This window comes from Haloflavibacter putidus, from assembly GCF_006546625.1.
GTDB classification, from domain to species: domain Bacteria; phylum Bacteroidota; class Bacteroidia; order Flavobacteriales; family Flavobacteriaceae; genus Mesonia; species Mesonia putida.
Genome location: NZ_VIAR01000006.1, coordinates 178,653 through 201,467, shown reverse-complemented (window position 1 = coordinate 201,467; position 22,815 = coordinate 178,653). Strand labels below are relative to the sequence as shown.

Sequence of the window (22,815 nt, the reverse complement as noted above, 5' to 3'; positions counted from 1 at the left end):
GATAAAATGGTCAATGAATATTTGGAACATCACCGTCGAAATTCGAGTGATAATTCCAATTTTATATTGGAATAGTAAAGGGGGACTTTCAGTCCCCAGTATTAATAAACCTCTGCACTTTCAGTGCAGAGTTGTTTAGTTTTTAAGTTTTGGAAATCTAAAGCATTTTTTATTTTTCCGGATACCAATCTAATAAAATTACCTCTATTTTAGGATTATTGGTGTTAACAATATTTTTAAATTTTTCTATATCGCTAAATCCTTCTTTTCCTCTATAGTGATACGGATAGACTTTGTGTGGTTTGAAATCTAAAACTGCATCTGCGGCGTCTTCTACCGTCATTGTATACGGCAAATTCATAGGAATAAACGCTATGTTTATATCTTTTAAATTGCGCATTTCGGGGATATCTTCTGTATCACCGGCAATATAGATGCGTTTTCCTTGTTCTTGCAATAAATAGCCGTTTCCTCGTCCTTTTGGATGCATGCTCTCTGCAGACTCGGGTAAATTATACATTGGTAAGGCTTTTATTACGCTGCCGCTTAAAGTAATTTCTTCAAAATTATTTAAAACCTTTGTTTGCTTTTTTAAAGCAGCCGGTAATTTATTGGCAACTGCACTAGGCGCAATTATTTTTGTATTGGAAGTAATTAGAGTTTGTAAAACTTCTACTTGTAAATGATCAGGATGAATATCTGTGAGTAACAGAATATCCGGCTTCTGAAAATCTGTATAAGAATTTGCATTGCCAACCGGATCTATGTAAATTGTTTTTTCGAAAAAATCTAAAACAAAAGAAGCGTGTTCTACGGGTTGCACCTTTACATAATTTTTTCTGGCATCTAATAATTCCGATTCTTGTCCGGCCGGTGCACTAATTGGGTTTCGGTTATCTTTTGGCGCTTCTTTACAAGCAGATAAAGCCATTAATGCACAGCCCAATCCAACTAAATTTTTCTTTAAACTAAAATTAATCATCATCTCTTATAAAATCAGATACAAAATAACTTAATGCTTTTCCTACATTATTATTCTCTTTAGGTATTGCTTCGCACAAATGCATATATAAAACCTCCTGTTTTCTGCAAATTTTTATAAAGCTGCGCATTTCATTAATACTAAAACCAGTAGGACTTTTGGCGCTACTTTCAAAATTTTCTATAGCATCGCAATCAATTTCTAACCCAAATTGATTTTGAACAAAATCTGCCGAAGCTTTAAATTTTATCAATTTATCTATGGTGGTAAGATGAATATATTCTTCAAAAAGCGAATATTTTATCTTTTTGGAAGCTTCCATATCATCAAAAATATAGTAGGGCGTGTAATTTTTATGCAAACCAATAATATTGTAGCGGTTAAGGTAACCTTCTTTTATGGCATAGCTAAAACCATTTCCGCTATGACGGTAATCGCAAAGGCGCAAATCTGTGTGCGCATCAATATTCATTACATTTATAGGGCGCTCTAAAGCTTTGGAAACTCCTTTAATATTGCCAAAAGCGTTGTTATGACCGCCGCCAATAATAACCGGTATTTTTCCTGTTCTAACAGCCTTGTAAACAACTTCTGCAACTACAGCGTCTATTTTGCTTACAATCTCTCCCAGTTTTTCTTCAGGATTCTCTTCTTTTTCTAAAATATAGCCGGCATCATTTAAAAAACCATCGCAATCTATCTGACCTAGAATTATACAGTTATCCGGTTGGTTATGCGGATTTATTTGAATATTTAAAAATGCTTTAAGGAATTCTTCCCAGGCATTTTTAGTGCCTTTTTTACCAAAATTAGCCTGAACGCCAATATCTTCCGGAATACCTATAATTGCATATTTGGCTTTGTTTTGTTCTAAGGCTTCAAAAGAATTTACCTGCGTAAGCGCTTCCCCAAATTTAGTTTCGCCTTTGCGGGGTTTGCAATAAATACTCAGTTCTTCGTGGGTAAAAAAATTAAATTTTTCCATAATTATAAAATAGTTTTTCCACCGAGTAAAATTTTATCGATGTGGTTAGAACCGAAGGCATAAGGTAAAAATCCGTACGAAGGTACTTTTTTTGTCAAGATAAGATTTGCTTTCTTACCACGGGTTATGCTGCCGTGTGTTTTTTCGAGACCCATTGCGTGGGCGGCATTTACGGTAGCTGCGTTTATAGCTTCTTCCGGTGTCATATTCATTTTTATACAAGCCAAAGAAAGTACTAAATTCATATTTCCGCTTGGCGTGCTTCCGGGATTATAATCTGTTGCTAAAGCCAATGGTAAATCGGCATCTATAATTTTTCTAGCCGGCGTGTACGGAATACTCAAAAATAACGAACAAGATGGCAAGGATACTGGAATGGTAGTTCCTGTTTTTAAAGCTTTTAAATCTTCATCTGTCAGAACCTCTAAATGGTCTACGCTTAAGCAATTGTAATCTACCCCGGTTTTAATGCCGCCAATAGCGTTAAATTGGTTTACGTGTATTTTTCCTTGCAAGCCGTAATTGTTACCAGCATCTAAAATACGCTCGGTATCTTTTATGGTAAAATAGCCGTCTTCACAAAAAATATCTATATAATCTGCCAGTTTTTCTTCGGCTATTTTAGGCAACATATCTTCTATAATATGAGAAATATAACCTTCTCGGTCGTTTTTGAATTTTGGTGGCAAAGCGTGCGCGCCCAAAAAGGTAGCTTTTATAGAAATAGGGTAGGCTTGTTTTAAACGTTTAATAACCCGCAGCATTTTTAATTCGGCCTCGGTGGTAAGTCCGTAACCAGATTTTATTTCTATAGCGCCGGTTCCTAATCGTATTACTTCTTCCAAACGTACTAAAGATTCTTTATATAATTGCTCTTCTGAAGTTTCTTGTAATTTTTTGGCACTATTTACTATGCCGCCACCTTTTTTTGCAATCTCTTCGTAGGTTATGCCTTTAATGCGGTCTACAAATTCTTGTTCTCTGTTGCCCGCATAAACCAAATGTGTATGAGAGTCTACCCAAGAAGGTAACATCATTTTTCCCGAAGCATCAATAGTTAAATCGCGCTCTAGTTTTTGTGGTATAGATTGCATTTCGCCAAAATCTGCAATAATGTCGTCTTCTACCAATAACCAAGCATTATTTATAATCGGCAAATCTTGCATGGCTTTTCCTTTTATTAAGGTTTCCGATTCTTGCCGTACTTGTAGTAGTCCTTTTATATTTTTAAATAGTGTTTTCATAAGTTTAAAGATATAAAAAATATTGCCATAGGCTATAAGAAATCCTTGGGATTCCCCATAAAACCTATAATTATAATCTTATGCTATGATTCATTTTAATATCAATAGTTTTTCTTTATTGCTAGATAAATATTTGTGAGCAATATTCTTGCTTTTTACTCTAAAATAATTATATTTTTGTTGGTGAATAAAACGAATAATTAATAATCTAAAAATAAAAAAACTATGTCAATTGTAGGAAAAAAATTTCCGGATTTAACGGTAAATGCGATGAACGAGATGGGTGATACTTTCACCATTAATCTTTTGGAAGAAGCTAAAAAAAACAATAAGAAAATTGTTTTATTCTGGTACCCAAAAGACTTTACTTACGTATGCCCAACAGAGTTGCACGCATTTCAAGAAAAATTAGCAGAGTTTGAAAAAAGAAATACTATGGTAATTGGTGCTTCTTGTGATACGCCAGAAGTGCATTTTGCGTGGTTAAACACACCAAAAGATGATGGCGGGATAGAAGGTGTAACCTATCCTATCTTGGCAGATTCTAACCGTAACTTAAGTTCTAGATTAGGTATTTTAGATATCGAAAACGAACGTTACGATGATGAAACCGGCGCGATTACAGTAGATGGAGATAATGTAACTTTCCGTGCAACTTATCTTATAGATGAAGAAGGAACCGTTTTTCACGAAGGTGTAAACCACATGCCATTAGGAAGAAACGTAAGTGAATTCTTAAGAATGATTGATGCTTATACGCACGTACAAAAACACGGTGAAGTTTGTCCTGCAAACTGGGAAGAAGGAAAAGATGCTATGAAAGCAGACAGTAAAGGTGTTGCTTCTTATTTGTCTTCTCACTAATAAAATAGAGTATATTACTTTTCCGGATAATTTATCCGGAAAAGAATTTAACTAAAAAAATTGCTATGATGAAAGAATTAGAAAAAGATAATTTGGCAGAAGTAATTAATGAAAACGACACTGTAGTTGTACAATATATGGCTACTTGGTGTGGTAATTGCCGCGTGATGAAGCCAAAATTTAAAAAATTGGCAAAAGAGAACGAGAATGCAGAGTTTTTATTGGTAAATGCCGAAAAATTTCCCGAATCGAGAAAATTGGCTACCGTAGATAATCTGCCAACATTTGCTGCTTTTAAAAACGGCAAATTTGTGAACCAAGTGCAAACCAATAAATTTGAATCTTTAAAAGAGTTAGTAAATGAAGTTACCAGTAATTAGACATTTGCAAAAAAACAACGATAAAGAAAGTCTACAGAAATCTGTTGGGGTTTTAGAGTCGTTTACAGAACATCGTGCTTGCAAAGATAAAGAGATGGATGTTGTTGGCGAGTTGCTTACCAACGTTTGCGGCGCCATAGAAGTGCACGAAATGATAGAAAACGGAATGGAAGAAAAAGACGCAGCAAACGCGTTTGCCCAAAAAGTTATGGGTTCTATAGACCGTTAGTTCGGCTAAATTTTTAATTAGCCAAGTACTTTAAAAAAACCTGCTATTTTTAGCAGGTTTTTTTAGCTTATTATCCGCGCATAATTTTCAACTAGTTTTTAAAGCTTGCTTATTTTTATGAATTTTGTATAAAAAAGCTTCTACGGTTTATAAAGATATTTGTTTACCTTTATTGCGCGCCAATTACAAAAAAAAAGTATTATGAAAAATTCGTTTCTGGGTAAACGCATAAAAAGCGTTAAATATGCCACTTACGGAGCATATTTGTTGCTTAAGAAAGAACCCAGTATACAAGTTCAAGCTAGTATCGGCGTATTGGTTACCCTAGCGGGATTTTATTTTGAAATTACCCGAGAAGAATGGATGGCGCAAACCCTAGCCATAGCAATGGTTCTTGGTTTAGAAGGTGCTAATACGGCTATTGAAGCAATAGCAGATTTTATTCACCCCGATTTTCATTTTAAAATAGGCCGAATAAAAGATTTGGCGGCCGGCGCAGTTTTTTTGGCCGCGATATTGGCAGTAATTATTGGAATTATTATCTACCTTCCTTATATTCAACACAGTTTTTAAAATCTAAAAATGCCTAAACAAAAGTCTATTTGTTTTAAAAAAGAGAATGCTAATATAGGTTTCCAATTAAAGGGAATTTGTACTTTTGCGCTTTATGTATAAACGAAATTAATGGCCAAGAAAAAAGCTAAACCCAAAAAGAAACCTGCCAAGAAGACCAAAAAATTTAAAGGTCTTTCTTTTAAACCCAACCGCAAACAAAAAGTGGTTGCCGGTGGCTTTTTATTGCTTTTAGGACTAGCACTTATATTGGCATTTGTATCTTTTCTGTTCAATTGGCAAGCAGATCAAAGCACTTTAGGGCAGTTGTCTGAAAGAAGTTTAGAAACCAAAAACTGGCTGAGTAAATTTGGCGCAGAAATAAGTCACTTTTTTATTTACGACGGTTTTGGCGTGGCAGCATTTAGCATTGCTATACTTATTGGCGTTACCGGCGCTTATTTGTTTTTCGGGTTAAAAACCAAGCCGCTTTTGCGCTTTTGGTTTTGGGGTTTGTTGGTTATGATATGGCTGGCAGCATTTTTTGGTTTTTTTGCAGATGCAAATCCGTTATTGGGTGGCGTTATTGGTTACGAAACCAACGATTATTTGCAAGATTATCTAGGTTTTGCCGGTACAGTTTTGCTGTTATTATTTGTTTTTATTAGCTATTTGGTAGTTCGGTTTGGGGTTACCCCCGAATTAATTCAAGCTTATTTCAAAAAGACAAAACAAGAAGTAGTAGACGATTTTGAAAAAGCTAAAACCAAGCAAGCTTCCGCGGAAGCTTCTCCCGCAACAAATCCTAAGCCTACAGAACCTACCGAAATTTCGGAACAACCGGTAGCAGAAGAACACACCACGCAAGAAATAGATTTAAATACTTCGCAAACCAAACAAGAAAACAAGCCGGAAGAAAAACCGAAAGAAAAGAAAGCAGAAGAAAAAATCGTTATTAAAAACGAAGAAGACGAATCTGATTTGGCAATGGAGGTAGAAACCGCCAACGAAGAGGAAGAAGTAGAAGAAAACCTAAGTGCCAAATTGGTAAAAGATTTCGGGGAATTTGACCCGACTTTAGAACTTAAAAAATACCAGTTTCCGTCTATAGAATTACTAAAAGATTATACGGCCGGCGCCGGTATTACTATAGACCAGCAGGAATTAGAAGAAAACAAAGACAATATTGTAAACACGCTGCAAAACTATAAAATAGAAATTTCGCAGATAAAAGCTACGGTTGGCCCAACAGTAACTTTATACGAAATCGTGCCGGCGGCAGGAATTAGAATTTCCAAAATTAAAAACTTAGAAGATGATATAGCGCTTTCGCTTTCTGCCTTGGGAATTAGAATTATTGCTCCAATCCCCGGAAGGGGAACTATTGGTATAGAAGTGCCTAATAAAAAAGCAAGTATTGTATCTATGCGCTCTGTAGTGGCTTCTTCCAAATTTCAAAAAGCAGAAATGCAATTGCCGGTAGCTTTAGGGAAAACTATTTCTAACGAAACTTTTGTAGTAGATTTAGCAAAAATGCCACACTTGCTAATGGCCGGAGCAACCGGACAAGGTAAATCTGTAGGATTAAATGCTATTTTGACTTCTTTGCTTTACCAAAAACATCCTGCAGAGGTAAAATTTGTTTTGGTAGACCCTAAAAAGGTAGAACTCACTTTATTCAATAAAATAGAACGACATTACCTGGCAAAATTACCAGACAGCGAAGAAGCAATTATTACCGATAATACCAAAGTTATCAATACGCTAAACTCGCTTTGTATAGAGATGGATGCGCGTTACGACTTGCTAAAAGACGCCATGGTGCGCAATATTAAAGAATATAACACCAAGTTTAAAGCTCGAAAACTAAATCCGGAAGACGGCCATAAATTTTTGCCCTACATAGTTTTGGTGGTAGATGAGTTTGCAGATTTAATTATGACGGCCGGTAAAGAAGTAGAAACGCCAATTGCACGTTTGGCACAGTTGGCAAGAGCTATTGGTATTCATTTAATTATTGCTACGCAACGCCCGTCTGTAAATGTAATTACCGGGATGATAAAAGCCAACTTCCCGGCGAGAATTGCCTTTAGGGTAACCTCTAAAATAGATTCTAGAACTATATTAGATACCGGCGGCGCAGAGCAACTAATTGGGCGCGGAGATATGTTGTATACAGAAGGTAACGAGCCGGTGCGTTTGCAATGTGCTTTTGTAGATACGCCCGAGGTAGAAAAAATAACCGATTTTATCGGGTCGCAAAAAGCCTATCCGGAAGCGCATATTTTACCCGAATATATTGGTGAAGAAAGTGGCACAGGACTTGATATAGATGTGAGCGAAAGAGATAAACTGTTTCGGGAAGCTGCAGAGGTTATTGTTACTGCCCAACAAGGTTCTGCTTCGCTTTTACAGCGGAAATTAAAAGTTGGTTATAATAGGGCAGGACGTATTGTAGACCAATTAGAAGCCGCCGAAATTGTTGGACCTTTTGAAGGAAGCAAAGCCAGACAAGTACTCGTACCAGATTTGGCTGCTTTAGACGAACATTTAAACAACGAATAAAAACAAATAGAATGAAAAAATTAAGTTTTTTACTTATTGCTTTTCTAAGTTTTGCGGTGTTGCACGCCCAACAAGATAAAAAAGCTAAACAACTTTTAAACGAGGTTTCACAAAAGGTACAATCGTATGATAATATGCTAATTGAGTTTAGTTATATATTAGAAAATCCCACCGAAAATATCAAACAGGAAACCCGGGGAGATGTAACCTTACAGGATGAAAAATACCGACTTAATTTAATGGGTACCACCCGTCTTTTTGATGGCGAGAAACTTTACAGCATAATTCCCGAAGATGAAGAAGTTAATATTTCAGATTACGATGCAAAGGAAAATAACGATATAACACCATCTAAAATGCTTACATTTTATAACGAAGGTTATAATTATAAGTGGGGAAAAGTAAATGATGTAAACGGAAGAAAAATACAGTACATACAATTAACGCCTATAGATTCTGACGCAGACATCAAAGAAATTTTATTAGGTATAGATAAGCAAACCAAACATATATACGATTTAATTCAGAAGCAAGATAACGGGACTCAAGTTACCATTCGTGTAAACAGCTTTAAGACCAACCAACCTTTATCTTCAAAAATGTTTACTTTTGATGAAGACAAGTATCAAGGATACTACATTAACCGCTTAGATTAAATTGAAAATTCTCGATAGGTACATATTTACCAGTTTTCTCAAGACTTTTCTTTCTGTATTTGTCATCTTGATGTTCATTTTTGTGCTTCAAGGTATTTGGTTGCACATATCAGAATTGGCAGGAAAAGACTTAGATTACCTCATTATCGGGAAATTTTTATTTTACATTATGCCAAGCTTAATCCCCTTGGTATTGCCTTTAACCATTTTGGTAGCTTCCATTATGGTTTTTGGTAGTTTTGCAGAAAATTATGAGTTTGCCGCCATGAAATCTTCCGGTATTTCTCTACAAAGGGCTATGCGTAGCCTTGTTTTTTTTGTGGGATTTTTGAGTATTGTAGCTTTCTTTTTCTCTAACAATGTTATTCCTTGGGCAGAATTTAAATCTATAAATTTACGTAGAAATATCTCTAAGCTAAAGCCGGCTATGGCTATTGTAGAAGGCGCTTTTAACCAAATTGGCGATGTTAACATAAAAGTTGACAAAAAAACCGGCGATAACGATCAACATTTACACACGGTTACCATTCATAAAAATAAACCGAAAAGAAGCGGTAATTATACGGTTATAAAAGCCAAGAAAGGAGAATTGGTAAGCAGCCAGCAATCTGATATTTTATCTTTGGTTTTGTTTGAAGGAAATTATTATGATGAGGTTTTGCCAAAAGAAGTAGAAAAAAGAAAGCGCAAACCACACGTAAAAAGCTATTTTGATACCTATACTATAAACATTGATCTTTCGGGCTTTAATAACGTAGATTTTGAAGAAGAAGATTTTAACTATTCTTATAAAATGCTCGATATTTCAGAGCTTAAAGTAGCTTTAGATTCCCTTTCGGAAGATTACCAACAGGACAAAAAAAGCTTTGCCAATAATATTTTAAAAAGAAGTGGAGCAGAAAGATTGTCTTCTTCCGTTAAGGAAAACAATCCGCGTGGTTTACAAAATGCAAGCGATGGAATTATTGCAAAAACAGATACCACAACGTATTCTATAGAAACTATAAAAGATTTTTATGCTTCTTACGATTTAGATCAAGAGCAACAAATTTATAATATTGCTTTGGGTACTGTGCGCGGGACGCTTTCTAATATAGAAGGTAAAAAAGGAATTTTTAGAGATAAAACCAAACGTCTCAATAAAACCGAAATACAATTGCACGAAAAATATGCTTTGGCAGTAGCATGCTTTATACTATTTTTTGTGGGCGCGCCGCTTGGTGCCATTATTAGAAAAGGAGGTTTAGGCTTGCCAATGGTAGTGGCAATAATGCTGTTTCTTACATATCACTTTATTGGTATTTTTGCTAAAAACAGTGCAGAAGACGGCACTATTAGTCCGTTTATAGCCACGTGGCTTTCTACTTTTATAATGTTGCCGTTAAGTATTTATTTAACGTATAGAGCAACTACAGACCAAGGTTTTATTAATACCGATGCATTTACCGAGCCGGTAAAAAAATTCTTTAGAAAAGTAGCTCTTACCAAAAAAGAGAAAGAGAATTAGTATCTTTGCAAGCAGAATTGTAAAATAATATGGAGGAGAAAAACCCGATGCAACGCGCCATCAAATTAAACACTATTCCCGAAGCTATTGAAGACATACGCGAAGGAAAAGTGGTAATTGTAGTAGACGATGAAGATCGCGAAAACGAAGGAGATTTTATAGCTGCTGCCGAAAAGGTTACGCCAGAAATGATAAACTTTATGGCACGACACGGCCGTGGTTTAATTTGTGCCCCGTTAACAGAAGACCGTTGCGAAGAATTAGATTTAAATCTCATGGTTAACGATAATACGGTTTTGCACCACACACAATTTACGGTATCTGTAGATTTGATTGGCCACGGTTGTACAACCGGAATTTCTGTACACGACCGCGCCAAAACAATAAAAGCTTTGGTAGAAGACGAGACCAAACCTCAAGATTTAGGAAGACCGGGGCATATTTTTCCGCTTCGAGCGAAGAATGGTGGAGTTTTAAGAAGAACCGGACATACAGAAGCTTCTGTAGATTTGGCTAGACTGGCAGGTCTAGAATCTGCCGGCATCTTAGTAGAAATTTTAAACGAAGATGGTACAATGGCCAGATTGCCGGAGTTGGTAGAAGTAGCCAAAAAATTTGATTTAAAACTGATTTCTATAGAAGATTTGGTAGCCTATAGAATGCGTCACGATTCGTTGATTCAGAAAAAAGAAGATTTTGATATAGATACGCGCTTTGGAAAATTTAGATTGCGCGCTTACCAACAAACTACCAATAACCAAGTACATTTGGCACTAACCAAAGGCTCTTGGACAGAAAATGAACCGGTTTTGGTACGCGTAAATTCTACTCTGGTAAACAACGATATTTTAGGAACCTTAACCAATAATGCAGATAAGAAGCTGGACGATATGTTTAAGGTTTTAAACAAGGAAGAAAAAGGTGCTATTGTTTTTATTAACCAAGAAAATTCTACTTTAAACCTGTTAAACCGTTTAGAAGATATAAAACAATTGCAAAGCGAAGGCAAAATGAAAGCGCCGCGCTTAACGATGGACAATAAAGACTTTGGTATTGGCGCGCAAATCTTACACGATTTGGGTATTCATAAAATAAAATTAATGTCCAATTCAGAACAGCAAAAAAGAGTTGGGATAATTGGTTACGGTTTAGAAATTACCGAGTATATGAAGTATTAAAATTTTTCCTTTACGGAAATTAAAAAAGCGGTCTACATTATTTAAAATGAAGACCGCTTTTTTGTAGAATTATTTACTGTTTTATTCTGCTAAAGCACTTTTTACCGCTTTGGCAATTTTTTTGCTTCTTTCGCGCATTTCTTCTTCGCTCCAACCTACTTTAATCAAGCAGGAAATATTACGGCTCAAAAAAGAATCGCTTTGCGAAAAATCTACTTTTTCAAAATCTTGTAAACCATTTTTCACCTCTTCAGGCAGTTTTCCTAAACTGATTTGATTTTTTAAATGATCCCATTTTTTATAATAATGCCAGTTGTTGGCGTACCAATAAAAACAGCCGTCTACCTTCGCTTCTTTTAAGTTTTTTATGGTTTTTTGAGCGGTTTCTTCCGTAGGTAAAAAGAAATTTAAAAAAGCATAACTTTCTTCGGCGTTTTCGGGAACGCGTCTAAATTCTATTTCTGCAAGCTTAGATAATTCCCTGTAAAGGATATTAAAATTTTCTTTTTGCTTGTTTAAAATAATATCAAATTTCTTTAGCTGTCCTAAACCAACAGCCGCGTGCAATTCAGAAATTCTGTAATTATAACCCAAAAACGGATGCGTTTCTGCGCCGCGGTCGTTCCCAACGTGGTCGTGACCATGGTCTTGGTATTTATCGGCATTTTCGACAAATTTCTTATTGTTGGTTATTAACGCGCCACCTTCTCCGCAGGTTATGGTTTTTACAAAATCAAACGAAAAACAGCCTAAATCGCCAATGCTACCCAATTTTTTGCCGTGATAAGAACCGCCAATAGCCTGGCACGCGTCTTCTAATAAAATTAAATTATGGTTTTTACAAAGTTCTTGTAAAGGAGCCATTTCTGTAACAGAGCCGCACATGTGTACGGGCATAATTGCTTTGGTTTTTGGATTAATGCATTTTTCTACCGCTTTGGCGTCTAAACATAATGTATCGTCTATATCGCATAAAACAGGAACCGCGCCCAAAGCAATAACCGACTCAAAACTGGCTACAAATGTAAAGGTGGGTAAAATTACTTCGTCTCCCGCGCCAATGCCTGCGCTTGCCATTGCTACGGTTAAAGCAGAAGTTCCGCTAGAAGTCATTTGCGCATAATTGCTGCCCATAAGTTTGGCAAATTTTTCTTCAAATTCTTTAGCTTTAAAATGGCCGTTGCGCATACCGTCAAAACCATAGCGCATTAAAACGCCGCTTTCTAGTACGTCTGCTACTTCTTTCTTTTCTTCTTCTCCAAATAATTCAAATCCAGGCATATTTTCTTTAATCTAAAAATTCAACAATTACATCCTCTTGCGGACGTCTAACTTTTTTAAAACCGGCAAATATGTCGTCTTTGGCGCGGTAGCCAATAGGTAAAATCAAAACAGATTTTAAACCTATTTCTTTTAAGTTTAATGTTTCATCATACATTTTACTGTCAAAACCCTCCATTGGGCAGGCGTCAATTTTTTCTTGCGCGCACGTATTTAAAATGTTTCCCATAGCCAAAAAAACCTGTTGGCTTGCCCATTCTTCTTTTTGCTCTTGCGTTTTTTGGGCAAAATGATTTAATAAAAACTCTTTATAAGGTTGTAAAATCTCGTTTGGCGTATTGCGAATTTCTTTTTGAAGAGCAAAATTTTCTTCAATTAACTTGTGGTCTATGGTAGTTTGTATGCAAAACACCAAGAGGTGAGAGGCGGTAACAATAGGTTGTTTGTTGCCGGTATGCTGCATTAACTTTTCTTGTAGGTCTTTATTGCTAACAATTACTAATTTTGATGGTTGTAAACCATACGAGGTAGGAGTTAGGTTAAAAGCTTTTTTAATTACCTCTATTTTTTGAGGAGGCAACTTTTTAGTTGCATCAAATTTTTTGGTTGCATAACGCCATTCTAAAGACTGTATGGTATTCATAAATCAATTTTACTTTTTAAAAATACAAATATACTAAGGATAAATACATTTGCGTCTGTCTTAACTATAATTAAGCTTTGTACAATAAGTCCTTTTTAGCGCTTGTGTGAAATAATTTTTGCTATTTAAACTTGTAAATATTCGTATTTCTTTACGGAAAAAACGTTTCGGTTTAACCGTAAAACTTCGTGCACAATTAATTAAAAAGTAGAAAAAGGGTTAAAACATTCTTTTATCTGTAACTTTGTGAAAAATAATTATTATGAAGAAAATTTTACCCCTTTTATCAATACTCTTTATTTTCTCTTTTGCAAATGCGCAATTGGTAATAAACGAGTTAGATTCTGATACAGAAAGTATAGACGATAAAGAATTTATCGAGATAAAATCTGATGTTGCCAATTTCCCGTTAGACGGTTATGTGGTGGTATTGTTTAATGGCTCTACCTCTGGCGGAGACACTAGTTACTATACTATAGACCTTAGTGGTTATACTACAGATGTTAATGGTTTGTTGCTAATTGGCAGCAATACGGTTACGCCAACTCCGCAATATTTAATAAGTGCAAATGTTATTCAAAATGGCGCAGATGCCGTTGCCATTTATGATGCAGATTACAACGATTTTCCCGAGGGAACTTTGGCAACTACAAACAATTTGGTAGACGCTTTAGTTTACGGTGCCAGCGATCCGGACGCTACAAGCTTGATGAACTTATTGGGCGTAACCGAGCAAATAGACGAAGATGCCAATAACAATAAAAGTTTTGAGTCTATACAACTTGCCAACGACGGCAGTTATTTTGTTGCAACGCCAACCCCGCGACAATTGAATGATGGGAGTGGAGTAGTTCTAAACGGTTTGAGTTTTAACACCACCCAAGACCAATATAATGAAGGAGATACTTTTGTAATTACTTTTACTACAGAAGAACCGGTTGACCAAGATTTGATCATCAATTTTAGTTTAGATAATAATGGTTTTAATCAGGATGATTTTACCGGAAATACCACCCCTATAATTCCCGAAGGAGATAATACTATTTCTACTACAATCACATTGGTAGACGATAATTTAGATGAAGGAGACGAAGAAATGGTTATAAGTGTGGCAGAACTACCGGAAGGTTTTTTTAAATTAAATGATAATCTACTAATTAGAGTAGTAGATAACGATTTTACGGTAGCGCCGTGGGGTACGCCAACCAACCCAACTTATGATGTGGTTGCCAGTACCCAACCAGATGGTTATTACAACACTTTAGACGGTTTGGCAACAACTGCTTTGCGCCAAGCTTTACAAGATATTATAGCAGATCCAGATGTAGTTCGAACACAAACCTATGCAGACGTGTACGATATTTTAAAAGAAGCTGACCAAAATCCGGAAAACAGTAACGAAGTTTGGTTGGTTTATACCGAACAAGGCAGACCAAAGTTAGATATACAAACTACTTCAGACAATACGGGAACTTGGAATCGCGAACATACTTATCCTAGATCGCGTGGTGGTTTTTATAGTATAGAAGATGACGATTTTGCAGACGGTCCTGATGTTTTTTGGACAACCAATGCAGATTCGCTTCGTCACGGAAATTCGGATGCGCACGCTTTACGAGCAGTAGACGGTCCTGAAAACAGCTCTCGTGGCAATCAAAATTATGGTCCGGCCGGTTATGATGGTCCGGTAGGAACTTTAGGAAGTTTTAAAGGAGATGTGGCCAGAAGTGTTTTATATATGGCCGTACGCTATAACGATTTATCTGTGGTAGACGGTTATCCTAGTGCAAGTATTACCGGAGAATTAGGAGATTTAGAAACTTTATTGGACTGGCATAGAAACGATCCGCCAGACGATTATGAAATGAACCGCAATAATATAGTTTATACTTGGCAGTATAACCGAAACCCGTTTATAGATCAGCCGGATTTGGTAGAATATATTTGGGGAAATCAAGTTGGAGAAGAATGGGATCAGGATTTAGCTGTAGCTGAAAATGAAATAGCGAACATAAAACTCTATCCAAACCCTACTCGTGGTGCATTTACAATAAGCGGCGTGAAAGAAAAGAGTAAAATGCAACTATTTACCTTATTAGGAGAGAAAATATACCAGCAGGAAGTTAGCGAAACGCAGCAAATAAACCTTAATTTATCTAGTGGGGTTTATCTGGTAAAATTATTCAGTAAAAATAACAGTACTACCAAAAAATTGATAGTTAAGTAAACAGGTATTTTGTTTATTACCTAACTGCTTTAAGTTGAGATTTTTCTAAAAAAGACCAATTTAAAGCAGTTTTTTTGGCGTTAAAGTAGAGACTTGTTTAATTTTTTGGTGATTTCTTTTACTTCGCCGGCTTGCATGTTTTCTGCGCTAATTTCTCCTATTCGTATTCGTACTAAACGCAAAGTTGGAAAACCAACAGCGGCGGTCATTTTTCTAACTTGTCTGTATTTTCCTTCCGTTAAGGTAATAGAAACCCAACTGGTTGGTCCGTGGCGTTCATCGCGAATTTTTTTTGCTCGTGCTGGTAAATCTGGGGTTTTATGTAAAATTCTTGCTTTACAAGGCAAGGTAGTGTAATTACCGTCCTGCAAACTGATATTTACACCATTTTGTAAAGCTTTTACAGCTTCTTGTGTAAGAATGCCGTCTACTTGGGCATAATATTCTTTTTCGGTTTTTCTGCCGGTTATTGCAGCGCTTGTCTTACCGTCTGTGGTTAGAATTAGCAAACCTTCTGAAGCTTCGTCCAAGCGGCCGGCGGCCATTGTATTTTCTGGGAAAGCATATAAATCTCCCAGCATTTTTTTCTTTTTGGCTTTAGCTTGGTTGGTAATAAACTGGCTTAAATAACCATAAGGTTTAAATAATTTAAAATGCTTGTGGGTTGTTTGCATACTTACCGAAAGATAGTGAGTTTACAAAGCTATTGATTTCCATAAAAAAAGGAGCCAAAAAATGGCTCCTTCTCAACAATTAACTAGTTAATAAATCTCTATTCTCTAAGTTTCTTTACTCCGAAATAAGAGCCAACAGCGATTCCTAACCAAATTAAACCGTTTATGGGGGCTGCGGGTGTTTCATCATCAACTCCCGTGTCAAAACCCGGTAAATCTCCCAAACCTTGCGCATAACTTGTATTGACCATAAAAAGGCAAACAATTAGCGTTACACTCAGTATATATATATGTTTCTTTTTCATAATTGCTAGATTTTATTTTTTAATAATTCGCTTGGTTATTACTTTATCACCAGTGTTAATACTTAAGATATACACTCCGCTTTGTAATTCTCCGTTTAAAGTAACTTCTAAGCCTTGGTTGTCTGTTCTTTTAGAGCTAGTTGTGATTTCCTGCCCTAATAGATTATGAATACTTAAATCTATCTTATTGGTGTTAGATTTAGGCAATTCAATAAAGAAAGTGTTGGTAACAACCGGGTTTGGATAAACGCTAAAATCTGATAGTGTTTCTTCTTCTACGCCCAAACCATCTTCTTGGAAAACAAGACTAAACCTATCTGGACTAAAACTTGCAGATTGGTCTTGGTCTATGCTAAACTCATAAGTAGTAAGACCAGCTTCCAGAGCAGTTAACTCTTCCGTAAAGTTATCTTTTAGATAAGGTGTCAAGTCGCCAAAATTTTCTGCGCTAAATAATAGCGTATAATTTTGGTCGCGATAGTTATTGGTAAACAAAGCAATTTCTTCTTCGTCTTGTGGCAGGTTTCTTTTTTCTACCATAAAATACTCTCCTTGTTTCTCTATACCCATATTCTCGTTGATGTTAAACAGCTTTTTAGCATCTTTTCTATCAACATTAGGGTTGAAGGTATCATCAAACAACAGAGCGAAAGCATCTGAATACAATTTATTATTGTTATAATCTGCTGTGGTATACAAATGTGCTCGTAAAGCTACGTCTGTATTATTTGCTGCAACTGCAGAAGATTCTGCATTTCTAAAAACTTCTGTAAAAACATTCGCTTCTTTATGCGACTCTTCAAAATTTAAAGTGGCTGTGCCCGCTGCGTTGGTTCTAACAATAGCAGCTTGTTGTGTTTGTAAATACTCGTTAGCTTCAGAATTACTAGATCCGTTAATATCATAAGGATTGCCATTTGATAAATCTACGGCAATATAAGCACCTTGCGTTCCCATATTAGGGTCCCAAACATAATAGTAGTTCTCGTCTATATTGGTAGATGCTGCTATTACCTGGGCCATATTTACAGTAGCGTGGTACGGATTACCAAAAAATATAAAATCTTCGTTTGCTAAATTAGGGTAGCTAAAACTTTGCGGACCTTGTGCCAACAAACCGGTTACACGTAACCTTGTTGGGATAGGCGTGGTTTGATTATCTGTTACATTCACGCCGCGGCTTCCACGTACAAATAATCTAAATGGCTCTCCCGCGTCTATAGTATTGGTTAAAGTATTATCAACCGCATACCAACTTTGCGTAGTATTATTCAATTTAAATAAAGACGGGTTACCGCTTGGTGTAGCGTCTAAACCGTTGTTACCAGTTGTAGAACCTGTAATATGCGTACCATAACCCGGATTTGGATTTTGGTTGTCTGCAGGAAAATTAGTACCGGTATTATGTACGCCTTCTTGCCAGTTTTCATTGATGCTGGTAGTAGTCGTAACCGAACTAGAGATAAATCTAAAAGCACGATTGGCCGGAATAAATCTTTCTGCGGTTACTTCGCCAGTAATGGTTCCGGTTCCAATTTCAGCTACTTGAGCAGATTTATAAGTTGTTTGACCTGATAACGTGTATTCATAACTTAACAACGTTAAATTTCCGTTGGTTTGTAAATCGCCATTATCTAATCTTAAGGTTTTGTTTATAGAAACAGCAGTGTTTAATGCGGTGCCCGGTTGACTATTTACAGTTAGGTCTTTCACTTCAAAACCATTACCATTTATAAATTGTTGACCAGTTCCGGCCATATTTAAAGTAGCCTTGTCTGCAATAAAAGTTCCGTTGTTATTTAAATCTCCAGTCATATTTAATTGATACGAATTCAAATCTAAAGTGGCACCACTGTTAATTTGAACATCTTTAATATTTACAAAACCAGATAAAGTTGCAGTACCATTTTTTACTAAAATAGCATCGGTATTGTTAGAATTACCTGACGGATTGGTAGGAGTCCAACTTCCGTTATCGTAAACATAAGTGGGAAACGCAGTTTTACCGGTTAATTGAATGTTGTCAAACCCCGAATAGCCGTCACCTCCATTGTTTCTTACACTTATAGTAAATTTAACCTGTTGTACCTCGGTAGAAATTGGAATGGTAATAGTGCCTTCTGCATCCTGAGGATCGTTACCACCATCTACTATAAATACTTCCGGTTGGTCTACACCATCCAAAGTCAGCACATATTTTGCGTCGTCAGTACTTGCATTATAACCAACAATTTGGTAATCAAAACTTAATTCTACATCAGTATATTCAGAAATATTTAAAGTTGCGAATTCAATATCTACAAATACGTTATCCGGCTCTGTCCCATCTGGACTAAATAAATCACGTTCACCAAAAATGTTTCCGCTAAAGTTAGTAGAAGACATAGCAGGAATGGTATCTGCTTGAACTACACTAAAATAATCGGTACCATCATTAGATATAAATTGAGCAATACTTGTGCTGAAATTCCAATTAGGCGTGGTGCCATCAAAATCTTGTACAGCTATTAAAAGATTTGCGGCTTCATTAGAAAGAACAGTATAGGTGTAGTTGCTACTGGTAACATCGTCTAAATTATTATCTACCGCATAAATAGAATAATTTACTTCTGCCAGTTCAGCTTGAGCTGGAATATCTGCTGTGTAAATGTTAGGATTACCACCAGATTGATTCATGTTTACATCTATAATAGAACCTGTATCAACTGTGTAACTTAATTGTGCTGAAATTGGCGCATTTGGAGAGGTGATTTCGGCAGTAACGGTAACCGTTTCTCCCGGATTTACATCTCCGGCTGCCGGAGTTTGTTGTATGTTGCTTATGGTTGGTCCAGTAGCGGAAGTCAGAGTAGGGGCAATGCCAAAACCGTCTAAACCGTTAGTTCCGGTAGGAGTGGTACTTATAGTTGTAAAACGTGTGCTGGGATCTGTAAATCCGGTTGTATTACCAGTGTTAAATTGGTTTTCTATTAAAGCTATATTTTGATCATGTGTAGAAACGCCGTTTCCTTCCCACGCAGATCCCGGATCATTTCCCGGATTACCAAAAACATCTGTTGTAGTACCATTATATACAATTGCAAGAGCATCATTTCCATTAAAAGTAAATGGTTTTTCTACGTATAATACATTATTTAGTCCTTGATTTGTTAAATAACTTCCTATGTCAGAACTACCAACAACCATAACCTCTCCCGGTGCTAAAGTACCTGACGATACAGTTGCATCATTATTTAAAGAGTTTCCATTACTACCCTTTTGGATAATTAAATTATTGGTAGAAAAATCTAAGGTGTTAGTCGTATTGTTTACAATTTCCACTCCCTTAGGTGTAGTACCAGAATCGGTTTCTACATACTGGCTAAAAATCTGTGCTTGTGTGGTTGTCCCCAAAGCCAAAAGCGCAATAAGGAACATAAATTTCCGTAAAAAATTGAGTAATAAATGTTTCATGATTAAATAGTTAAATGTTGAAAGATAAAAGTAGGAGTAAGTTCTTTCAACCTGTCTTAAATAAAATTATGTTTGCGTTAAAAGTTGCTTATATGTAAAGACGTATATTCGTTTTATCGAATAAAAAACACAGTTAATCGGTAGAAAATTATTTGCTATAACAAAAAATTAAGTTTTAAGATAGTTTTAAGATTTTTTTTAAGAATATTTAAGTGTATTGAGAGCTATTTTGAGGATTGTTTCAATAAACTATTAAAAATTAAATGCGCCACGGTTTTTGGTGTGCCAAGAAGCGTTTTTTATAAATCTATACTGAAAATTAAAACCGCTATTTTTATATACCGGTTGCGAAATAGAGAAGATTATTCCGGAAAGATTTGTAATGCGTGGGTGAGATAAAATAATCTTATGTTGCGCTTATTTTAAAAAGGCAATGAATAGCAAAAAGGTTAGGGAGACCTAACCTTTTTGCATAAAAATTGGTGAATAAACTATGTAAAACAGTCGCTAATTATTATTGTTTTACGATTTTAAAACTGTGTTGTCCTTTTTCCGTAAATACTTTTACAACATAAACGCCATTACTTAAACCAGATAAGTTTATTGCGGTTTGTGACGTAAGTTTACTTTTAGTATAAACTTCTTGCCCCAAAAGATTATATACTTTTACAGTTTGCAAATCTGTCTTGTAGTTTATATTTAAAATATCTTGTGTAGGCACCGGGTATACGCTTAACGCGGAAGTTTCAAAGACGTTTGTACTTAGTTCACCAACATTTAAAGTAAAATCCAGTCCTTGTCCGTAACCCGGAAAAACCCCGTAGCCGGAAATATTCATTGCAATAGCGCAAGGATCAATTTCTGCTATAGATTCATTATCGGTATAGGTTTTTGTTATGCGAATGCGCGTGTTGCCGGGCAAGGCATCTGCCGGAACAGTAATATCCATACTTACGGTATTGCTGTCGTTACCGGTAGAATTGGTGATTGTTCCTACTTCGTAAATTTCGTTGGCATCGTCTAAAATAGCATTTTGGTTCCAATCTATAAAAGCCACAATATTGTTGTTGAAATCTCCTGCGGTATTTCCGCCAACGGTTAGCGTGTAAGTTTCGCCAATGCTAAGGGTTGCGGTAACCGAAGTTTCATCTACTAAAATAGCAGAAGTATTGGTGTTGGCAATGTCGCTTTCCGCAAAGCTCACTGTTGTGATTTCTTCCACAGTAGTGCCATCTGCATCAATGTCGCAATAAGGACTTGGGAAAGGGGTGTTATCTTCTATATTTAAAGTAAAATCCAGTCCTTGTCCGTAACCCGGAAAAACCCCGTAGCCAGAAATATTCATTGCAATAGCGCAGGGATCAATTTCTGCTACAGATTCATTATCGGTATAAGTTTTTGTAATGCGAATTCGCGTGTTGCCGGGCAAAGCATCTGCCGGAACCGTAATATCCATACTTACGGTATTGCCGTCGTTACCGGTAGAATTGGTGATTGTTCCTACTTCGTAAATTTCGTTGGCATCGTCTAAAACAGCATTTTGGTTCCAATCTATAAAAGCCACAATATTGTTGTCAAAATCTCCTGCGGTATTTCCGCCAACGGTTAGCGTGTAAGTTTCGCCAATGCTAAGGGTTGCGGTAACCGCAGTTTCATCTACTAAAATAGCAGAAGTATTGGTGTTGGTAATGTCGTTTTCCGCAAAGCTCACTGTTGTGATTTCTTCCACAGTAGTGCCATCTGCATCAATGTCGCAATAAGGATTTGGGAAAGTTTGCGCGTGCAAACCAAAGCTAAATAAGGCAAGTAATAAAGTAATTTTTTTCATAACTTTTTAAAAATTGATTAACAGACAAGGTACGCAAAAACTACCGAAGCTTCGAAGGAAACCAATTTTTATTGCTTTTGGTAATGGTTTTTAGTTTAGAAATATGGAAGCTATTCTTTTAGAAAGTAAGACCAAGTTATGCTGAGTTTTTTGTATTGATTAAAATGCTGCGATTTGTCACAAGACTAATATCTTAATCATTTAGCCAACTATAATATTTTTTATTATTCCACCCGTAGATTGCAATGGTGACACCGGAGTTTTCTTCAATATTTTGATTGGAATACTCGTGTAGCGTGTTTTCTAAATTTTCGAATTCACTTTCGTTGGAATATAAAAAGAATCTTGACGGATGGTTTACCCAATGACCTTGGGTACTTTCGGGATAAGGTATTCTTCCTTCTCCTTCAAAAGTAAATTCCGTAAAGCTTTCGTCTTCTTCCAAAATTGTTAGAAAATCCTCATAAATATAGGTGTTGTTGGTGTTTGTTCCGCATACATAGGCAAAGGAATTTTCTGGAATTCTAAAGGTTTTATCATGTAAAGAGCTTGTAAAATTACTTTCAAGAAGCGAAACAGAAACTTTTTCTTCGTTAATTTCTAGTGCATATTTATCAATAACATTAGCGTTTATAAAAGTAAGTTTACTGATGTTTTTCGGCAGGTTAATATAAGAAATTGCGGGTCCCAATGCTGTTAGGCAAATTTCGGGTTCAGTAACTTCGTCAAACCGGATAATTAACTCATTTCCTATTATAAATTCAGAGGTAACTAAACCGTAATTAACACACGGATATATTTCTGTGGTGGCTAATCTTAGTTGTAACGAAGGCGGTTGCGGACTATCTAAATCACTATATTTTTCTGCCGGCATAAAATTTATGTCCGTTTCAATACCGTTTTCTGTTACATAATCAGAGTAATCGACGCTATTATCTAAATTACTGTCATCAGAACTACAACTAGAAAAGATAAACCCGATTAAAAAGAAGATCAGTACTTTTTTCATAACAAAAATTTTAAAGACCAGTTGGAGTTTACCGGTTTGCTTACTTACAAATTTAGCTAAAAAAAAATTAAGTATCTGATTTTCAGACGGTTTTAGTGGTTTTATTTTGCAGTCAATTTTTCATTCGCTTTTAAAAAGCTATTGCTTTTCAACACTCTTTAAAAAAAACAAAACCACGTTTAAAAATAAACGTGGTTCTTGCTTGATGTGACCTCGGCAGGATTATCTTTGATTTTCCTTTTGCGCTCGCTTT

19 protein-coding genes are annotated in these 22,815 nt (G+C 36.0%); 9 read left to right on the top strand and 10 right to left on the bottom strand.

Translation table 11 applies throughout. From position 1 onward, the window contains the following. Positions 1–169: 169 nt before the first annotated feature. Genes FKR84_RS08075 through hutI form a run of 3 tightly spaced genes read right to left on the bottom strand, consistent with a single transcriptional unit; the run spans position 170 to position 3,211 of the window. Entirely contained in the window at positions 170–985 is an 816-nt protein-coding gene (locus tag FKR84_RS08075) for an MBL fold metallo-hydrolase (RefSeq protein WP_233357714.1), read from the bottom strand. Beyond that, the gene (locus FKR84_RS08070) at positions 975–1,967 is read right to left on the bottom strand and encodes a formimidoylglutamase (protein WP_141421782.1); all 993 of its coding nucleotides are present in this window, start codon (positions 1,965–1,967) and stop codon (positions 975–977) included. Before FKR84_RS08070 ends, FKR84_RS08075 begins: the two co-directional genes overlap by 11 nt. 2 nt (positions 1,968–1,969) lie before the next feature. Next, positions 1,970–3,211 (bottom strand): imidazolonepropionase, encoded by a 1,242-nt coding sequence (hutI, locus tag FKR84_RS08065; RefSeq protein ID WP_141421781.1) that lies wholly within the window; start codon positions 3,209–3,211, stop codon positions 1,970–1,972. 225 nt (positions 3,212–3,436) lie between these two features. Between hutI and FKR84_RS08060 the strand changes: the two genes are divergently transcribed. The 8 genes from FKR84_RS08060 (at position 3,437) to ribB (ending at position 11,142) form a co-directional block, all read left to right on the top strand. Then, positions 3,437–4,075: a peroxiredoxin gene (locus FKR84_RS08060; protein ID WP_141421780.1), complete on the top strand. Its 639-nt coding sequence runs from the start codon at positions 3,437–3,439 to the stop codon at positions 4,073–4,075. Between the two features lie 65 nt (positions 4,076–4,140). Next, entirely contained in the window at positions 4,141–4,455 is a 315-nt protein-coding gene (locus FKR84_RS08055) for a thioredoxin family protein (protein WP_141421779.1), read from the top strand. Further along, complete coding sequence (locus FKR84_RS08050; protein WP_141421778.1) at positions 4,436–4,684, top strand: DUF6952 family protein; 249 nt, start codon at positions 4,436–4,438, stop codon at positions 4,682–4,684. The genes FKR84_RS08055 and FKR84_RS08050 overlap by 20 nt, the downstream gene beginning before the upstream one ends. Before the next feature lie 201 nt (positions 4,685–4,885). Beyond that, the gene (locus tag FKR84_RS08045) at positions 4,886–5,257 is read left to right on the top strand and encodes a diacylglycerol kinase family protein (RefSeq protein ID WP_141421777.1); all 372 of its coding nucleotides are present in this window, start codon (positions 4,886–4,888) and stop codon (positions 5,255–5,257) included. Between the two features lie 111 nt (positions 5,258–5,368). Next, entirely contained in the window at positions 5,369–7,801 is a 2,433-nt protein-coding gene (locus tag FKR84_RS08040; RefSeq protein ID WP_141421776.1) for an FtsK/SpoIIIE family DNA translocase, read from the top strand. 11 nt (positions 7,802–7,812) lie between these two features. Continuing rightward, positions 7,813–8,457, top strand: a complete 645-nt coding sequence (locus tag FKR84_RS08035; RefSeq protein WP_141421775.1) for a LolA family protein — start codon at positions 7,813–7,815, stop codon at positions 8,455–8,457. Between the two features lies 1 nt (position 8,458). Further along, on the top strand, positions 8,459–9,964 hold the full coding sequence (locus FKR84_RS08030) for an LptF/LptG family permease (protein WP_141421774.1): 1,506 nt from the start codon (positions 8,459–8,461) through the stop codon (positions 9,962–9,964). A 29-nt stretch (positions 9,965–9,993) separates the two neighbouring features. Continuing rightward, the gene (gene ribB / locus FKR84_RS08025) at positions 9,994–11,142 is read left to right on the top strand and encodes a 3,4-dihydroxy-2-butanone-4-phosphate synthase (RefSeq protein ID WP_141421773.1); all 1,149 of its coding nucleotides are present in this window, start codon (positions 9,994–9,996) and stop codon (positions 11,140–11,142) included. Positions 11,143–11,223: 81 nt separating this feature from the next. On the opposite strand, the gene FKR84_RS08020 is transcribed toward ribB, so the two are convergent. Beyond that, the gene (locus FKR84_RS08020; protein ID WP_141421772.1) at positions 11,224–12,423 is read right to left on the bottom strand and encodes a DegT/DnrJ/EryC1/StrS family aminotransferase; all 1,200 of its coding nucleotides are present in this window, start codon (positions 12,421–12,423) and stop codon (positions 11,224–11,226) included. Between the two features lie 7 nt (positions 12,424–12,430). Continuing rightward, on the bottom strand, positions 12,431–13,066 hold the full coding sequence (locus tag FKR84_RS08015; RefSeq protein ID WP_141421771.1) for an NAD(P)H-dependent oxidoreductase: 636 nt from the start codon (positions 13,064–13,066) through the stop codon (positions 12,431–12,433). Positions 13,067–13,328: 262 nt separating this feature from the next. On the opposite strand from FKR84_RS08015, the gene FKR84_RS08010 reads away from it, so the two are divergent. Beyond that, positions 13,329–15,293, top strand: a complete 1,965-nt coding sequence (locus FKR84_RS08010; protein ID WP_141421770.1) for an endonuclease — start codon at positions 13,329–13,331, stop codon at positions 15,291–15,293. Positions 15,294–15,373: 80 nt separating this feature from the next. Here the strand turns inward: FKR84_RS08010 and FKR84_RS08005 are convergent, their stop codons facing one another. From FKR84_RS08005 to FKR84_RS07985, 5 genes are all read right to left on the bottom strand, one after another. Then, positions 15,374–15,967 carry a pseudouridine synthase gene (locus tag FKR84_RS08005; protein WP_141421769.1) on the bottom strand — a complete coding sequence of 198 codons (594 nt, stop codon included), beginning with the start codon at positions 15,965–15,967 and terminating at the stop codon, positions 15,374–15,376. A 98-nt stretch (positions 15,968–16,065) separates the two neighbouring features. After that, on the bottom strand, positions 16,066–16,272 hold the full coding sequence (locus FKR84_RS08000) for a hypothetical protein (RefSeq protein ID WP_141421768.1): 207 nt from the start codon (positions 16,270–16,272) through the stop codon (positions 16,066–16,068). A 12-nt stretch (positions 16,273–16,284) separates the two neighbouring features. Further along, on the bottom strand, positions 16,285–19,725 hold the full coding sequence (locus FKR84_RS07995; protein WP_141421767.1) for a T9SS type A sorting domain-containing protein: 3,441 nt from the start codon (positions 19,723–19,725) through the stop codon (positions 16,285–16,287). Between the two features lie 514 nt (positions 19,726–20,239). Beyond that, a complete protein-coding gene (locus tag FKR84_RS13370) occupies positions 20,240–21,553 on the bottom strand; it encodes a T9SS type A sorting domain-containing protein (RefSeq protein ID WP_233357712.1) in 1,314 nt (437 codons plus the stop codon). Positions 21,554–21,746: 193 nt separating this feature from the next. After that, positions 21,747–22,562 (bottom strand): hypothetical protein, encoded by an 816-nt coding sequence (locus tag FKR84_RS07985; protein WP_141421766.1) that lies wholly within the window; start codon positions 22,560–22,562, stop codon positions 21,747–21,749. Between the last annotated feature and the right edge of the window lie 253 nt (positions 22,563–22,815).

Coding starts and splice junctions, on each gene's coding strand:
- FKR84_RS08060 (WP_141421780.1), top strand. CDS start 3,437: ATGTCAATTGTAGGAAAAAAATTTCCGGATTTAACGGTAAATGCGATG.
- FKR84_RS08015 (WP_141421771.1), bottom strand. CDS start 13,066: ATGAATACCATACAGTCTTTAGAATGGCGTTATGCAACCAAAAAATTT.
- hutI (WP_141421781.1), bottom strand. CDS start 3,211: ATGAAAACACTATTTAAAAATATAAAAGGACTACTACAAGTACGGCAA.
- FKR84_RS08070 (WP_141421782.1), bottom strand. CDS start 1,967: ATGGAAAAATTTAATTTTTTTACCCACGAAGAACTGAGTATTTATTGC.
- FKR84_RS08040 (WP_141421776.1), top strand. CDS start 5,369: ATGGCCAAGAAAAAAGCTAAACCCAAAAAGAAACCTGCCAAGAAGACC.
- FKR84_RS08020 (WP_141421772.1), bottom strand. CDS start 12,423: ATGCCTGGATTTGAATTATTTGGAGAAGAAGAAAAGAAAGAAGTAGCA.
- FKR84_RS08050 (WP_141421778.1), top strand. CDS start 4,436: ATGAAGTTACCAGTAATTAGACATTTGCAAAAAAACAACGATAAAGAA.
- FKR84_RS13370 (WP_233357712.1), bottom strand. CDS start 21,553: ATGAAAAAAATTACTTTATTACTTGCCTTATTTAGCTTTGGTTTGCAC.
- ribB (WP_141421773.1), top strand. CDS start 9,994: ATGGAGGAGAAAAACCCGATGCAACGCGCCATCAAATTAAACACTATT.
- FKR84_RS08055 (WP_141421779.1), top strand. CDS start 4,141: ATGATGAAAGAATTAGAAAAAGATAATTTGGCAGAAGTAATTAATGAA.
- FKR84_RS08000 (WP_141421768.1), bottom strand. CDS start 16,272: ATGAAAAAGAAACATATATATATACTGAGTGTAACGCTAATTGTTTGC.
- FKR84_RS08010 (WP_141421770.1), top strand. CDS start 13,329: ATGAAGAAAATTTTACCCCTTTTATCAATACTCTTTATTTTCTCTTTT.
- FKR84_RS07985 (WP_141421766.1), bottom strand. CDS start 22,562: ATGAAAAAAGTACTGATCTTCTTTTTAATCGGGTTTATCTTTTCTAGT.
- FKR84_RS08035 (WP_141421775.1), top strand. CDS start 7,813: ATGAAAAAATTAAGTTTTTTACTTATTGCTTTTCTAAGTTTTGCGGTG.
- FKR84_RS08075 (WP_233357714.1), bottom strand. CDS start 985: ATGATGATTAATTTTAGTTTAAAGAAAAATTTAGTTGGATTGGGCTGT.
- FKR84_RS07995 (WP_141421767.1), bottom strand. CDS start 19,725: ATGAAACATTTATTACTCAATTTTTTACGGAAATTTATGTTCCTTATT.
- FKR84_RS08005 (WP_141421769.1), bottom strand. CDS start 15,967: ATGCAAACAACCCACAAGCATTTTAAATTATTTAAACCTTATGGTTAT.
- FKR84_RS08045 (WP_141421777.1), top strand. CDS start 4,886: ATGAAAAATTCGTTTCTGGGTAAACGCATAAAAAGCGTTAAATATGCC.